The organism is Arthrobacter sp. I3, assembly GCF_000520575.1.
GTDB lineage: Bacteria > Actinomycetota > Actinomycetes > Actinomycetales > Micrococcaceae > Arthrobacter > Arthrobacter humicola_A.
On record NZ_KI914954.1, the window covers coordinates 89,728 to 103,585 of the forward strand.

Consider the following 13,858-nt stretch of genomic DNA (forward strand, 5'->3'; position numbering starts at 1 on the left):
GACACGCCGCGGAAACCCGGCCTGCGGCGGCCGGGTATTTCCCGCCAGAAGGCCGCAGGTCCCGCGACGGGCTCTGCCGCTGGCAGGGCCGGCGTCCTGGCCCGTGCGGAAGCAGCCGCAAAAGCCGGAAGGGCTAGGCCTGCAAACGCGGCAAACGCTGCGAACGCGGCCAACGCGGCAAACGCGGCAAATTCGGCGGGGGAGGCCGAGGAAAGACTCGTCGGCGGGGAACCCGTAGCCGCGAATGCCGCCTACGGGCTCGAACCCCTGGATGCCGCTACCGCAGGGCTCGGCCGGGCGCGCCGCCTGCGCATGCTCCAGCTCGGCGTCCTGGCGGTGGGGATCGTTGCCCTCATCGCCGGCATCACGCTGATCGTCACCGGGCTGGCCCACTAGGTCTCAGGCCGCCACTGGCGCCACATTTTCAACACCATAATTTTTCATCACTACAAGGAGTCCCGTGACTGCAACCGATTCATCCATCACTACCGCCCGCCACGCAGCCCGCGCTGCCTCGGAGAAGCTTGCCGAGGACATCGTGGCCCTGGACGTCAGCGAACGGCTGGCCCTGGCCGACGTCTTCCTGATTGCCTCGGCCCCGAGCGAACGCCAGGTCAACGCGATCGTGGACGGCATCGAGGACGAGCTCTCCAAGTTTGACCAGAAGCCCGTCCGCCGCGAGGGCCGCTCCGGCGGTCGCTGGGTGCTGCTGGACTACTCCAACGTCGTCATCCACGTCCAGCACGAGGAAGACCGCGTGTTCTACGCCCTCGAGCGCCTGTGGAAGGACTGCCCCGTCGTCGATCTGCAGCTCGGCGACGACGCCTCCGCCAAGGCCACCGCCGGCACCGACACGGAGTAGCCCCCGCGCTCAGGCCACCTCCGGACGCTAAACCGAGCCGAATATGCCCGATTTGGAATTTTCCGGAGGGCTGGTCTAAGATATTTGAGTTGCTTCGGAGAAATCCGGACAAAAAACCGGAACATCGCACGTCGAAAGACATGCTCGGAGCAGCGAAAATTCGGGGCTGTGGCGCAGCTGGTAGCGCACCTGCATGGCATGCAGGGGGTCAGGGGTTCGAGTCCCCTCAGCTCCACCAGAAAGGGAATCACCGCTAGGCGGTGGTTCCCTTTTTCGTACCCTCCGCAGCTCTGCGGGACTTCGAAAGCCGCATCCGTCAAGGCCGTCTCATGACCGGACGTCATAAACTGTCATTTAGGCTCTCCACCCTGAGCTGGACCTTGCTATCGTCGCTAGCAGACAGCCGCCATGCGGCTTAGCTGGAAGGCCATTTCCGGCTCCACGACTAAGGAACATCATGAAGCGCACACGACTTTCCGTTATTGGCCTCATCGCTGCTGCAGGACTCGCCCTGGCAGGCTGCGGGTCGGCGTCCACCACCCCGGCCAGCTCAGCGCCGGCAGCCGGTGCGGACACCTCCCTCAGCGACGTCAAGAGCGCAGGCATGCTCAAGGTCGGCACGGAAGGCACCTACAAGCCGTTCACGTTCCACGCCAACGGCAGCGGTGAACTGACGGGCTACGACGTGGAGATAATGAACGCCGTCGCCGCGAAGCTGGGCGTCAAGCCCTCCTACCAGGAGACGCAGTTCGACGCCATCTTTGCCGGCCTCGACGCCAAACGGTTCGACGTCGTCGCCAACCAGGTTTCCATCACCGACGAGCGCAAGGCGAAGTACGACTTCTCCACCCCGTACACGGTGAGCACCGGCGTGATCGTCACCAAGTCGGACAACGACAGCATCCACTCCTTTGACGATCTCAAGGGCAAGACCACGGCGCAGTCCCTGACGAGCAACTGGTACAAGCTGGCGCAGCAGAGCGGCGCGAATGTCGAGGCCGTGGAGGGCTGGGCGCAGGCGATCACGCTGCTCAAGCAGGGCCGCGTCGATGCCACCATCAACGACAAGCTGACCTACCTGGACTCCCAGAAGACCGACCACGACGCCGGCATCAAGATTGCCGCCGAGACCACCGACAAGTCGCTGAGCGCGTTCGCCCTGCGCAAGGGATCCACCAGCCTGACCGATGCCATCAACAAGGCCCTCGGCGAGCTGGCGGCCGACGGCACGCTGACGAAGATCTCCCAGAAGTACTTCGACGCCGACGTCTCGAAGTAGCCCTGTGCAAGCCGCAGAGAAACGCCGCGTCCGGGCATGAGCATCAACTGGGAGCTCGTGTGGTCATCGCTGGGCCCGCTCCTGACGGGTGCGATCTTCGGCACCATTCCCTTGGCGCTGGCCTCGTTCAGCCTGGGCCTGCTGCTGGCACTGGTGGTGGCCCTCATGCGGCTGAGCCGCAACCGCCTGGTTTCGGCGGTGGCGCGGACCTACATCTCCGTCATCCGCGGAACCCCGCTTTTGGTCCAGCTGTTCGTCATTTTCTACGGGCTCCCTTCCGTCGGAATCACCATCAGCCCCTGGCCCAGCGCCATCATCGCGTTCTCCCTGAACGTCGGCGGCTATGCCGCGGAGGTCATCCGGGCGGCCATCCTGTCGGTTCCGAAGGGCCAGTGGGAGGCCGGCCACACCATCGGAATGTCGCGCCGGCAGACGCTCGTGCGGATCATCCTGCCGCAGGCCGCCCGGGTCTCGGTTCCGCCGCTGTCGAACACCTTCATCAGCCTGGTCAAGGACACGTCGCTGGCGTCGCTGATCCTCGTCACCGAACTGTTCCGCGTGGCGCAACAGGTGGCGGCCTTCAGCCAGGAGTTCATGCTGCTGTATCTGGAGGCGGCCGTGATCTACTGGGTTATCTGCCTCGTTCTCGCCAGCGGACAGTCCGCCCTGGAGAAGAGATTGGACCGCTATGTCGCCCACTGAACCTCAACCCTCTGACGTTACTGTCCCGGACGAGCCGCTCCTGACCGTCACGGGCTTGCGCAAGGCGTTCGGCCACCATGTTGTGCTCAAATCCATCGACCTTGAAGTCCGCCGCGGCGAAGTGGTCACGTTGATCGGGCCGTCCGGATCAGGAAAGACGACAGTCCTGCGCTGCCTGAACGGCCTCGAAGTGCCCGACGCCGGCGTCGCCGAATTCGCGGGGGAACTGACCGTGGACTTTGCCACACCGGTGGCGAAGAAGCAGGTTCTGGCCTTGCGGGACCGCAGCGCCATGGTGTTCCAGCACTACAACCTCTTCCCGCACAAGACCGTCCTGGAGAACGTGATCGAGGGCCCGGTCCAGGTGCAGAAGCGGCCCAAGGCGGATGCGATCCAGGAGGCCCGGGACCTGTTGGCCCGCGTCGGCCTGACCGGCAAGGAGAACAGCTACCCGTTCGAGCTCTCCGGCGGCCAGCAGCAGCGCGTCGGCATTGTGCGTGCCCTCGCCCTGCGCCCGCAACTGCTGCTCTTCGACGAGCCCACCTCTGCGCTGGACCCCGAGCTCGTGGGCGAGGTCCTGGCCGTCATCAAGGAACTCGCGGACGAAGGCTGGACTATGGTGGTGGTCACCCACGAGCTTGCGTTCGCCCGTCAGGTGGCCGACGAGGTCATCTTCATGGACGGCGGCGTGGTGGTCGAACGCGGCCACCCCGATACCGTTCTGCGGGACCCGCGGGAGGAACGCACGCGGCAGTTCGTGGACCGCCTGCTGAACCCGTTCTAAGGCGCCCCGCCCACGGCGGGAATAAGCGGCGGGAAAAGAGGCGGGAATTCGGGCGGGCACAACCGGCGACTAAACTTGGTCGGGTGAACGACTCCCTGCCTCCGTGCCCCGAATGCTCCAGCGAATACACCTACGAAATGGGGGCGCTCCTGGTCTGCCCGGAGTGCGCGCACGAATGGTCCGCATCCGCGGAGACTGACACAGAGGCCGACGCCCCTGCGGCCGCCGTCATCAAGGACGCGGTGGGCAACGTCCTCGCCGACGGCGACACCGTCACCGTGGTCAAGGACCTGAAAATCAAGGGCAGCTCCACCGTCATCAAGGTCGGCACCAAGGTCCGCGGCATCCGCCTGGTCAACGGTGTTGGCGACCACGACATCGACTGCAAGGTGGACGGCGTGGGCCCCATGCAGCTCAAGTCCAGCGTCGTCAAGAAGATCTGACCGGGGACACGACCGTGACCGCAGAGACGGTGCGGGCCGCCGACGTCGTCGTGGTCGGCGCCGGCCAGGCGGGCCTGTCGGCGGCCTACCACCTTCAGCGCCGCGGCTTCGTCCCGGTCGGCCCTGACGCGGCCGGCCCGCCACCGGCCGGGACGTACATCGTGCTCGATGCCGAGGACGGGCCCGGCGGAGCCTGGCGGCACCGCTGGAAGAGCCTGCTCATGGCCACGGTGAACGGCATCAGCGATCTCCCGGGAATCCCGCAGCCCGATGTGGACTCCGCCGAGGCCAGCTCCAGTTTCCTCACCCGCTATTTTGGCGGGTACGAGCACGACCTCGGCCTCGCGATTGAGCGGCCGGTCAAAGTGCAGTCGGTGAGCCGCGAGGACGATGACCCCGCCGGGCGACTGAGCATCGCAACCTCCCGCGGCCGCTTCTCTGCCCGCGCCCTCATCAACGCAACCGGCACCTGGACCAGGCCGTTCTGGCCCATCTATCCGGGCAAGGCCAGCTTCCGCGGCCGGCAGCTGCACGTCGCCGACTACGTTTCCGCCGACGAATTCCGCGGGCAGCACGTCATCGTGGTCGGCGGCGGGATCTCGGCCGTCGGGCTGCTCGATGAGATCTCCAAGGTCACCACCACCACATGGTTCACGCGCCGGGTGCCGGTCTGGCGCGAGGCCGCGTTCGACCGGCAGGCCGGCCACGACGCCGTCGCCCAGGTCGAGGAGCGGGTGCGCCAGGGCCTGCCGCCGCAGAGCGTCGTCTCCGTGACGGGCCTGATCTGGACCCCGGCCCTGCGCGCCGCCGCCGCGCGCGGCGCCCTGGACCGGCACCCCATGTTCACCGCGATCGAACCCGACGGGGTCCGGATGGCTGACGGCAGCTTCCTGGCCGCCGGGGTCATCCTGTGGGCCACGGGATTCCGGGCCGAACTCGAACACCTCGCCCCGCTGCACCTGCGCGGACCCGGCGGCGGCATCGCGATGAACGGCACCCAGGTCGCGGGCGAGCCGCGGGTGCACCTCGTCGGCTACGGGCCTTCCTCGTCCACCATCGGCGCCAACCGGGCCGGCCGGGCCGCCGTCGCCGGAATCGTCACCCTGCTGGCCCGGTCCGGTATAACGTAAAACGTAAGACCTAAAAGGTAAATCAGGTCAGAGCAGCGCCGGGGGAGGCCTCACACCCGGCTCCCACTGCCAGCACCCATACCCAAGCCCGAGAAGAAACGGCGGCACAACGCGCGTGGCGGACAACAGCTTCGAATCCCTCTTTGCCCGGCTGAGAAGATTCCCGGACGTCGAGGCCGACAACCTGCAGGCCTGGGACGCCACGGACAGGCTCCTGCTCGACTCCGCCCTTGAGATGCCCGCGGCCGGCCTGCTGCAGCCCGGCGGCCGGCTCGCGGTGGTGGGGGACCGGTACGGTGCCCTCACCCTCGGCGCACTGACCCTCGGCGCGGAAGGCGTGCGCGTCCAGCAGGACCTCATCACCGGTGAACGGGCACTGCGGGCGAACGCCGAGGCCCTGGGCATCGACGGCGGCTTCGAGCAGCTCCCGTTGGGTGCCGAACTGCTGGAGGGAGCCTCCCTGGTTTTGCTGCAGTTGCCGCGGTCCCTGGCGGAACTTGAGGAAATCGCCGACGCCGTGGCCCGCTACGCGGCGCCCGAGGTGGTGCTGCTCGCGGGCGGACGCGTCAAACACATGAGCCTGGGCATGAACGCCGTCCTGGCGCGCTGCTTCGAGGATGTCCAGCCCCAGCTGGCGCGGCAGAAATCACGGCTCCTGCTGGCCCGGAACACCCGGCCGGTCCCGGCCGCGCTGCCCTTCCCGGTCACTGAGGTCAACGACGAACTGGGCCTCACGGTCTGCGCCCGGGGCGCCGTCTTTGCCGGCACCGGGCTGGATATCGGGACCAGGTTCCTGCTGGACTTCCTGACCCGGATGCCGCACGCCACCCATGCCGTCGACCTTGGCTGCGGGACCGGAATCCTCGCCGCGATGTACGCCCGCGCCAACCCCGGCGCCCGCGTCACCGCGACGGACCGGTCCGCCGCAGCCGTCGACTCAGCCCTGGCCACCTCACGGGCCAACGGCCTGGACGGTCGGATCGATGTGCTTCAGGACGACGCCATGAGCTCCCTCCCGGACGCCAGCGCGGATCTGGTGCTGCTCAACCCGCCCTTCCACCTGGAGGCGGCGGTCCACTCCGGCGCGGGGATCAAGCTGATCGAAGCGGCCGGCAGGGTGCTTGCCCCGGGCGGGGAGCTCTGGACCGTGTTCAACAGCCACCTGCACTACCGGCCGGCCCTGGAACGGCTGATCGGTCCCACCCGCGAGGCCGGCAGGAATCCAAAATTCACCGTCACGGCCAGCACCCGGCGGCCTTGACGCAAGAAACTTTGTGTCGGTAAAGCGCAAGTGTGGGCGCACGCCTGCACGTAACGTACGATTCTGACAACTGCTGTGCGTGGCCAAAACGTTTAGAGGTATCAGTGACCGAGTTCCGGCAACCCTCGCCGAGGCGAGGGACCAACCTACCGAAGATGGGCGACTTCAACCTCACAGTCATCCTCGACGCCATCCGCCGCACGCCGGGTGGGCTGAGCCGGGTGGAACTCGCCCAGATTGTCGGACTCTCGCCGCAGACCATCTCCAACATTTCCCGCCGCCTGCTGGACCAGCACCTGATCGTCGAGGCAGGCAAGGAAGGCACCGGGCCGGGCAAGCCCAGGACCATGCTCCGGCTGAATCCCTCGGGGATGTATGCCGTGGGCGTCCACCTGGACCCGGCCGTCCTCACGTTCGTCGTGCTGGACCTGCTCGGTGCCGTCGTCCGGCACTCACGGATCACCACCCCGCCCGGCACCGACCCCAGGGCTGTGATTGACACCATCGCGGGCGAAATCAAGAGAATCATCCTGGACTCCGGGGTGGACCCGGACCGGATCGCCGGGCTCGGGGTTGCGTCGCCGGGGCCCATCGACCTCAACGAGGGCGCCGTCGTGGACCCGCCGCTGCTGCCGGGCTGGGACCACGTGGGGCTGCGGGATGGCCTCGCGGAAGCCACGGGCCTGTCGACACTCATGGACAAGGACGTCACCAGCGCAGCCGTGGCCGAAACCTGGGCCGGGGGCCCCAGCGGCGAGGGCAGCTTCGTCTTCATGTACATGGGGACCGGGATCGGCTGCGGGATCGTGCTCAACGACGAAGTCGTCCGCGGGACCTCGGGCAACGCCGGGGAAATCGGGCACATCATCGTCGACCCGGGCGGTGCCCTCTGCGACTGCGGGCAGCACGGCTGCGTGAAGTCCTCTGCCATTCCGCAGGTCCTCGTGGCGCAGGCTGAGGCGGCCGGGATATTGAATGGTTCACTCCAGGACAGGAGCGCGCCGGCAGTTCAGGAACGTTTCGCCGAGTTGTGCGCGATCGCCGAAGCCGGCAACGACGCAGCCAAGGAAATCATTCGTGGGTCCGCAGTGCTCGTGGCCCGTGCGGTGTCGGTCGTCACCAACGCCCTGGACGTGGACCGGGTAGTGTTCGGCGGCCCGTTCTGGACCTGCCTCTCAGCGGCTTACCTCGAGCTGGTCCCCGGACTGGTTGAGGCGAACAGTGCCACCCGGAGGATTCATGGGATCGAAGTCGTGGGCACGGGGGTAGGCGAGGACGTCGGCGCCGTCGGTGCGGCCTGCCTGGTGCTCGAACACACGCTGGCTCCGCGTTCCCAGCGCCTGCTCCTGGGCGACTAGACAGGGGCTAACCGGGCGTCAGTCGATGTCCTCAACTACCGTCCCATACGGGATGGTGTCATCCAGATGCGCCTGGTGGCCATGCGGAAGCACGAGAATCCGGACCCCGTGCAACCTCTCTGCGGCCGACTGCATGAGCACGGGCCGGACGGTGTTGATGAAGCTCTCGCTCTTGCCGGCGAGGTACTGCTGGTAGCTGGCTGGAAGCTGGATCATGGCAACAGGATAGTCCTGCCGGGGTGCGTTGGGGAGAGCAGCCGCGCGGGGCGAAAATGCCGTCTTGGGCGAACATTGTTCTGCCCGGCGCCGCAAACGGCCGTAAAGGTGCGTCTTAATTCGGGGACCGACTTGAAGGGTTCCACGGCTCGGCCTTAGAGTTCTATACAAGTTACCTCAGTAACGTGTCAGCGATCCTCCGCTGAAAGCTGCCCCCTGGCGGCCCAGGAGGGTGTGGGTGCCCCCATGTGGGCCTGACATTTGCTCACGGACAACTTCGTATCAGGCGTAACAGTCGCGGCTGCGCCCTGCTGAAGTTCCCTCCGTGTTCCCCAAACTCAATTCACTGACGACGGAGTTTCCGTTTCTGGTTCCGGTCCTCCGGGATTCCGGATCTTCCGGCGGCAGTGTTCAAAGCCAAGGACGCAAATGTCACCACCAAGCCTTATCGATACCCATCCCAATCTTGCCGGCGCGGCCCCTGTTGCGCTGTCCTACGAGCTGTTCCCGCCGCGGTCTCCCGCAGCCGCGGAATCCCTTTGGACCACCATCGGCGAACTGGAAGCCACGGACCCGGACTACGTCTCCGTGACCTACGGCTCCAACGGCTCGAACCGCAGCACCGCCGTCGATCTCGTCAACCGGCTCGTGCAGGAAACGACGCTCCGGCCCCTGGCCCACCTGACCTGCGTGGGGAATTCCCCGCAGGAACTGGCGGAGATCATCGGCGAACTGCTCGACGTCGGCGTCCGCGGCATCCTCGCCCTCCGCGGCGACCGGCCCAAGGATGGAGAAACCCCGCCGCCGGGATCGCTCCGGTACGCCCAGGACCTGATCGAACTCATCCGCCGCGTGGAGCAACGCCGCTCGGCGCTGCTGTGCGCCGGCAGGGTCGCGGTCGGCGTCGCCGCCTACCCGACCCGGCACCCGGAATCCCCGAGCGAGGCACACGACGTCGAGGTCCTGCTGGCCAAGCAGCGCTCCGGCGCCGACTTCGCCATCACCCAGGTCTTCTTCCACACCGAGCAGTACGCCGACCTCCTCGCCCGGGCCCGCCGGGCCGGGGTGACCATCCCGATCATTCCCGGGGTCATGCCGCTCACCAGCCTCCGGCGGCTCGCCCGGCTCGGCGAACTGACCGGCGTGGAACCGGCCCCGGAACTGATCGAACGCCTCGCGGCTGCCGATACCGACGCCGAACGGACCCGGATCGGGGTCAGCGCCACCGTTGATCTCGCCAACGCAGCCCTGGACGCCGGAGCCCCCGGCATCCACCTCTACACGTTCAATGAGCATGCCGCGGCACTGGATGTGCTGGACAAACTCGCGCTGCCCCGCCCGCACCGCGGCAACCGGCACAGTGGCAACAAGAACAGCGGAAACCGGCACACGGCCAGCCGCCGCCAGCTCGCCAGCTGACCGCGCCAAGACAACACAACTTCCCTCCGCACCACACCACCAACACTTAGGACTTCCCATGACTGCACTGAACGCCCTCAACCCCACTCCGTTCCCGGCTGCCTCGATCCTGGGCTACCCGCGCATCGGCCGCCGCCGCGAACTCAAGAAGGCCGTCGAGGCCTACTGGGCCGGCAAGATCGACGCCGGAGCCCTGGACGCGGCCGCCAAGGAAATCCAGCTCGGCACCGCCAAGCGGCTCCAGGGCTTGGGCCTGACCGAAGCCGCCGCGGTGCCCGGCACCTTCTCCTACTACGACCAGGTGCTCGACGCCGCCGCCCACCTCGGCGCCGTGCCGGCCCGCTTCGGGAACCTCCTCAACGCGCAGGGCCAGCTCGACATCGACGGCTACTTCACCCTGGCCCGCGGCAACAAGGACCAGCAGCCGCTGGAAATGACCAAGTGGTTCGACACCAACTACCACTACCTCGTGCCGGAAATCGGGCCGGAAACCAACTTTGCGCTGACCTCGAACCGGATCGTCGAGGAATTCGAGTACGCCCTCGCCAATGGCGTCGAGACCCGCCCGTACATCGTCGGCCCGGTCACGTTCCTGTTGCTGAGCAAGGCATCCGACGACGCCCCGGCCGGCTTCAGCCCGCTGTCCCGCCTGGAGGACATCCTCCCCGTCTACACCGCGCTGCTTCAGAAGCTCGCCGCCGCCGGCGCCAGCTGGGTCCAGCTCGACGAGCCCGCCCTCGTGGTGGACCAGGACACCCCGGCCGTGGAAATCCAGGCCGCCGTCGCCCGTTCCTACGAGGCCCTGGCCGCCGCGGCCCAGCGCCCGCAGCTTTTCGTCTCCACCCCGTACGGCGCGCTCAACGGCCAGCTCGGCACCCTCGCCGCCACCGGCATCGACGCCCTGCACCTGGACGTCTTCAAGGGCGAGGTCCCGTCCGCCGCTGCCCTGGCCGCGCTGGGAAACAAGACCCTCGTCGCCGGCGTCGTGGACGGCCACAACATCTGGCGCAACGACCTCGCCGTTTCCGCGAAGAAGATCGCCGAACTGAAGAAGTCGGTAGCCAAGCTGGCCATCAGCACCTCCACCTCCACCCAGCACGTCCCGCACGACGTCGACGAGGAAGTCCAGCTCTCCGAGCAGCTGCGCAGCTGGCTGGCCTTCGCCGACCAGAAGGCCGTTGAAGTCGTCACCCTCGCCGGTCTGCTGACCGACGAGGCAGCCGTCCAGCCCGCCATCGACGAGGCCACCCGCGTCATCGCCTCCCGCGCCGAGGCCGAAGGCGTCCGCCGCGGCGACGTCCGGGCCCGCACCGCCGCCCTGACCGGCGCCGACTTCAACCGCTCCGCCTACGCCGTCCGCGAGGCAGCCCAGGACAAGGCACTGCACCTGCCGCCGCTGCCCACCACGACCATCGGCTCCTTCCCGCAGACCGGCGAAATCCGCACCGCCCGGGCCCGCGCCAACCGCGGCGACCTCACCACGGAGCAGTACGAGCAGCTCATGAAGGACGAGATCAAGCGCGTCGTGGAGCTGCAGGAAGAGCTCGGCTTCGACGTCCTGGTCCACGGCGAGCCCGAACGCAACGACATGGTCCAGTACTTCGCCGAGAACCTCGAAGGCTTCGACGTCACCGTCCACGGCTGGGTCCAGTCCTACGGCTCGCGCTGCACCCGACCGTCCATCCTGTGGGGCGACGTCACCCGCAGCGCCCCGATCACGGTGAAGTGGGCCGAGTACGCGCAGTCCCTGACCAGCAAGCCGATGAAGGGCATGCTCACCGGCCCGGTCACTATCCTTGCCTGGTCCTTCGTCCGCGATGACCAGCCGCTCGGCGAGACCGCCAACCAGGTGGCGCTGGCCCTCCGCGACGAGATCGCCGACCTCGAGGCCGCCGGTATCAAGGTCATCCAGGTGGACGAGCCGGCGCTGCGCGAGCTCCTGCCGCTGCGCAAGGCCGACCAGGCCGCGTACCTGGACTGGTCCGTGAAGTCCTTCCGGCTCTCCACCGCAGGTGCCGCGGACGCCACCCAGGTCCACACGCACCTGTGCTACTCGGAGTTCGGCGCCATCATCGACGCGATCGACGGCCTCGATGCCGACGTCACCTCGATCGAGGCCGCCCGCTCCCGCATGGAGGTCGTCCACGACCTCGAGTCCCACGGCTTCGGCCGCGGCGTTGGCCCGGGCGTCTACGACATCCACTCGCCCCGCGTCCCGGGCGAACAGGAAGTCACCGAACTGCTCAGCACCGCCGTCAAACACGTCCCGTCCCGCCAGCTCTGGGTCAACCCGGACTGCGGCCTGAAGACCCGCGGCTACGCCGAGACTGAAGAGTCCCTGCGCAACCTGGTCACGGCCACCAGGACGGTCCGCGCCGAACTGCTCTCAGCCGCCAAATAACAGGCCACCAGGCAAGCAGCCGCCAAGGAGCCCGCTCCACACACAAACGACGCCGGCCGGTCACCCTCCCAGGTGACCGGCCGGCGTCGTACGTTTTTGATCATCGATTGCTGAGCAGCCGCCGTTTTGAGCGCCCGGAAGGGCATCTACGGAGCAGTCGATGCAGGATTACCAGCGACTCAGGATGCCCGGGTCAGGACTCCCAGAGGATTTCGTCGTCGACGACGCCGTCCTCATCCGCGGACGCGACGAGGACCTCGTCGGTGAAGTGCTGGCCCAGCGTGAAATCGAGGACGAAGTAGCGTTCCGGCTGGCCGGGGTAGATGCCCACGTGGCCGAGCTTGAGCGCCTTGAGGAAGACCTCGTCGGTCAGCTGGCTCTTGTCCTCGACGCCGAAGACTTGTCTGAGGTGTTCGTCCTTGATCGCGTTGCAATGGAAGTGGCGGTACTCCTGCGGACTGGTGCCTTCCTGGTCCAGTTCCTCGGCGATCATTTCGCGGACCTGGTCCACGAGTTCGGGCAGGAAGCGCAAGCGGTAGTCAACTTTATGCATGGCCGCTTCATCGAAATGGTCATGCGCGTTGACGTTCAGGTCAAGCTCCACGGTCTGGCCCGCCAGCTCATGCGTGGCGGTGAGATTATGCTCCCGTCCGTGGTTGAGCTCGACCTCTCCGAAGTGCTTGCTCGCTACCTTGTTCATATCTTCAACATAGTCCTGAAAACCGGACCATTCCAGCGTTGAAGAGTTTTCCCTGCCGGAGCAATATCCGGTACCGGACCGGCGGACGGCCGCATGACTGTACATTGATCGGATGCAGCATGTAATCTCACCCGTCGGCCGTGCCCGGGCCGCGTTCGACGCCGGGACCACCCGCCCGCTCGCCTGGCGGCTGGATCAGCTGCGCCGGCTTCGGCGCATGCTCGCGGAGCGGCACGCGGACTTCGCCGAAGCCCTCGCCCGCGACCTGGGCAAGCACCACACCGAGGCGCAGCTCGCGGAGATCGGGTTCGTGGACGCCGAGGCGGCGCACCTGGAGCGGCACCTCGAAGGCTGGCTGCGGCCCCGCCGCGTGCCGGTGCCGCTGGCAGTGCGGCCGGCCCGCGCCTGGACCGAACTCACCCCGCTGGGCGTGGTGCTGGTGATCGGGCCGTGGAACTACCCGCTGCAACTGCTGCTCGCCCCGCTCGCCGGCGCCCTGGCCGCGGGAAACACCGTGGTCCTCAAGCCGAGCGAACATGCCCCGGCCACGTCGGCCGTACTGGCCCGCTGGATTCCCGAATACCTGGCCGGCGCCGCCGAAGTGGTTGAGGGCGGCATCCCGGAGACCACCGCCCTCCTGGCCGAACGCTTCGACCACATCTTCTTCACCGGGGGAGAAGCCGCGGCCAAGGTGGTCATGCGCGCGGCGGCCGAGCACCTGACCCCGGTGACGCTGGAGCTCGGCGGCAAGTCCCCGGCCTACGTCGATGCATCCACGGACCTGGCCACGGCGGCCAAACGCATCGCCTGGGGCCGGTTCATGAACGCCGGGCAGACATGCGTCGCACCCGACTACGTCCTGGCCCGGGAGGAGATCCTGGAGCCGCTGCAGGCCGAGCTGATCAAGGCCGTTACGGCGCTGTTCGGACCGGACCCGGCGGCGAGCCCGTCGTACGGCCGGATAGTCGATGACCGCCACTTCGCACGGCTCGCGGCCCTCGCCGACGCCAGCACGGTGGTGCACGGCGGACAGCGCGACGCCGCCAGCCGCTACTTTGCGCCGACCCTGCTGCGCCCGGCGCCCGGCGACGCCGTCATGGCGGAAGAAATCTTCGGACCGCTGCTGCCACTGGTGCCCGTGGACGGGCTCGACGAGGCCATCGAGGAGGTCAACGGGCGCGCCAAGCCGCTGGCACTCTACGTCTTCAGCAACGATCCGCAGACGCGCCGCGCCTTCGCCGGGCGGACCTCGTCGGGGGCCCTGTGCTTCGAACCCGGCACGATGCTTGTCGGGGCGCTGCTG

General features: G+C 67.5%; 13 protein-coding genes, 1 tRNA gene and 1 pseudogene. 13 read left to right on the forward strand and 2 right to left on the reverse strand.

The genetic code is table 11. The annotated features are described in order from the left end of the window. From Y706_RS29435 to Y706_RS0119250, 10 genes and pseudogenes are all read left to right on the forward strand, one after another. Nucleotides 1–396 (forward strand): annotated as a pseudogene (locus Y706_RS29435) (hypothetical protein); the annotation flags it as partial. Nucleotides 397–460: 64 nt separating this feature from the next. Continuing rightward, complete coding sequence (gene rsfS, locus Y706_RS0119210; protein ID WP_018773346.1) at nucleotides 461–862, forward strand: ribosome silencing factor; 402 nt, start codon at nucleotides 461–463, stop codon at nucleotides 860–862. A 162-nt stretch (nucleotides 863–1,024) separates the two neighbouring features. Continuing rightward, nucleotides 1,025–1,100, forward strand: a tRNA-Ala gene (locus tag Y706_RS0119215). Between the two features lie 219 nt (nucleotides 1,101–1,319). Further along, nucleotides 1,320–2,141 (forward strand): amino acid ABC transporter substrate-binding protein, encoded by an 822-nt coding sequence (locus tag Y706_RS0119220; protein WP_028277871.1) that lies wholly within the window; start codon nucleotides 1,320–1,322, stop codon nucleotides 2,139–2,141. 36 nt (nucleotides 2,142–2,177) lie between these two features. Beyond that, entirely contained in the window at nucleotides 2,178–2,843 is a 666-nt protein-coding gene (locus tag Y706_RS0119225; RefSeq protein ID WP_173403096.1) for an amino acid ABC transporter permease, read from the forward strand. Then, nucleotides 2,830–3,627, forward strand: a complete 798-nt coding sequence (locus Y706_RS0119230) for an amino acid ABC transporter ATP-binding protein (protein ID WP_028277873.1) — start codon at nucleotides 2,830–2,832, stop codon at nucleotides 3,625–3,627. The genes Y706_RS0119225 and Y706_RS0119230 overlap by 14 nt, the downstream gene beginning before the upstream one ends. Before the next feature lie 83 nt (nucleotides 3,628–3,710). Continuing rightward, nucleotides 3,711–4,070, forward strand: a complete 360-nt coding sequence (locus Y706_RS0119235) for a zinc ribbon domain-containing protein YjdM (protein ID WP_028277874.1) — start codon at nucleotides 3,711–3,713, stop codon at nucleotides 4,068–4,070. Nucleotides 4,071–4,084: 14 nt separating this feature from the next. Beyond that, nucleotides 4,085–5,200 carry an NAD(P)-binding domain-containing protein gene (locus tag Y706_RS0119240; RefSeq protein WP_028277875.1) on the forward strand — a complete coding sequence of 372 codons (1,116 nt, stop codon included), beginning with the start codon at nucleotides 4,085–4,087 and terminating at the stop codon, nucleotides 5,198–5,200. Between the two features lie 115 nt (nucleotides 5,201–5,315). Then, entirely contained in the window at nucleotides 5,316–6,461 is a 1,146-nt protein-coding gene (locus tag Y706_RS0119245) for a class I SAM-dependent methyltransferase (RefSeq protein ID WP_028277876.1), read from the forward strand. 155 nt (nucleotides 6,462–6,616) lie between these two features. Then, on the forward strand, nucleotides 6,617–7,819 hold the full coding sequence (locus Y706_RS0119250; RefSeq protein ID WP_043436509.1) for an ROK family transcriptional regulator: 1,203 nt from the start codon (nucleotides 6,617–6,619) through the stop codon (nucleotides 7,817–7,819). An 18-nt stretch (nucleotides 7,820–7,837) separates the two neighbouring features. On the opposite strand, the gene Y706_RS0119255 is transcribed toward Y706_RS0119250, so the two are convergent. Then, entirely contained in the window at nucleotides 7,838–8,035 is a 198-nt protein-coding gene (locus Y706_RS0119255) for a hypothetical protein (RefSeq protein ID WP_018773338.1), read from the reverse strand. Between the two features lie 429 nt (nucleotides 8,036–8,464). Here Y706_RS0119255 and Y706_RS0119260 point away from each other — a divergent pair, with 429 nt between their 5' ends. Both Y706_RS0119260 and metE read left to right on the forward strand, forming a co-directional pair. Beyond that, nucleotides 8,465–9,454, forward strand: a complete 990-nt coding sequence (locus Y706_RS0119260) for a methylenetetrahydrofolate reductase (RefSeq protein WP_028277878.1) — start codon at nucleotides 8,465–8,467, stop codon at nucleotides 9,452–9,454. Nucleotides 9,455–9,512: 58 nt separating this feature from the next. Next, nucleotides 9,513–11,855: a 5-methyltetrahydropteroyltriglutamate--homocysteine S-methyltransferase gene (gene metE, locus Y706_RS0119265; protein ID WP_028277879.1), complete on the forward strand. Its 2,343-nt coding sequence runs from the start codon at nucleotides 9,513–9,515 to the stop codon at nucleotides 11,853–11,855. 193 nt (nucleotides 11,856–12,048) lie between these two features. Here metE and Y706_RS0119270 read toward each other — a convergent pair whose 3' ends face one another. After that, nucleotides 12,049–12,555, reverse strand: coding sequence for a DUF2004 domain-containing protein (locus Y706_RS0119270; protein ID WP_028277880.1), 507 nt, complete (start codon nucleotides 12,553–12,555; stop codon nucleotides 12,049–12,051). Nucleotides 12,556–12,667: 112 nt separating this feature from the next. Here Y706_RS0119270 and Y706_RS26520 point away from each other — a divergent pair. Next, nucleotides 12,668–13,858, forward strand: a 1,191-nt coding sequence (locus Y706_RS26520; protein ID WP_084476260.1) for an aldehyde dehydrogenase family protein, incomplete at its 3' end; no start/stop codon positions are given.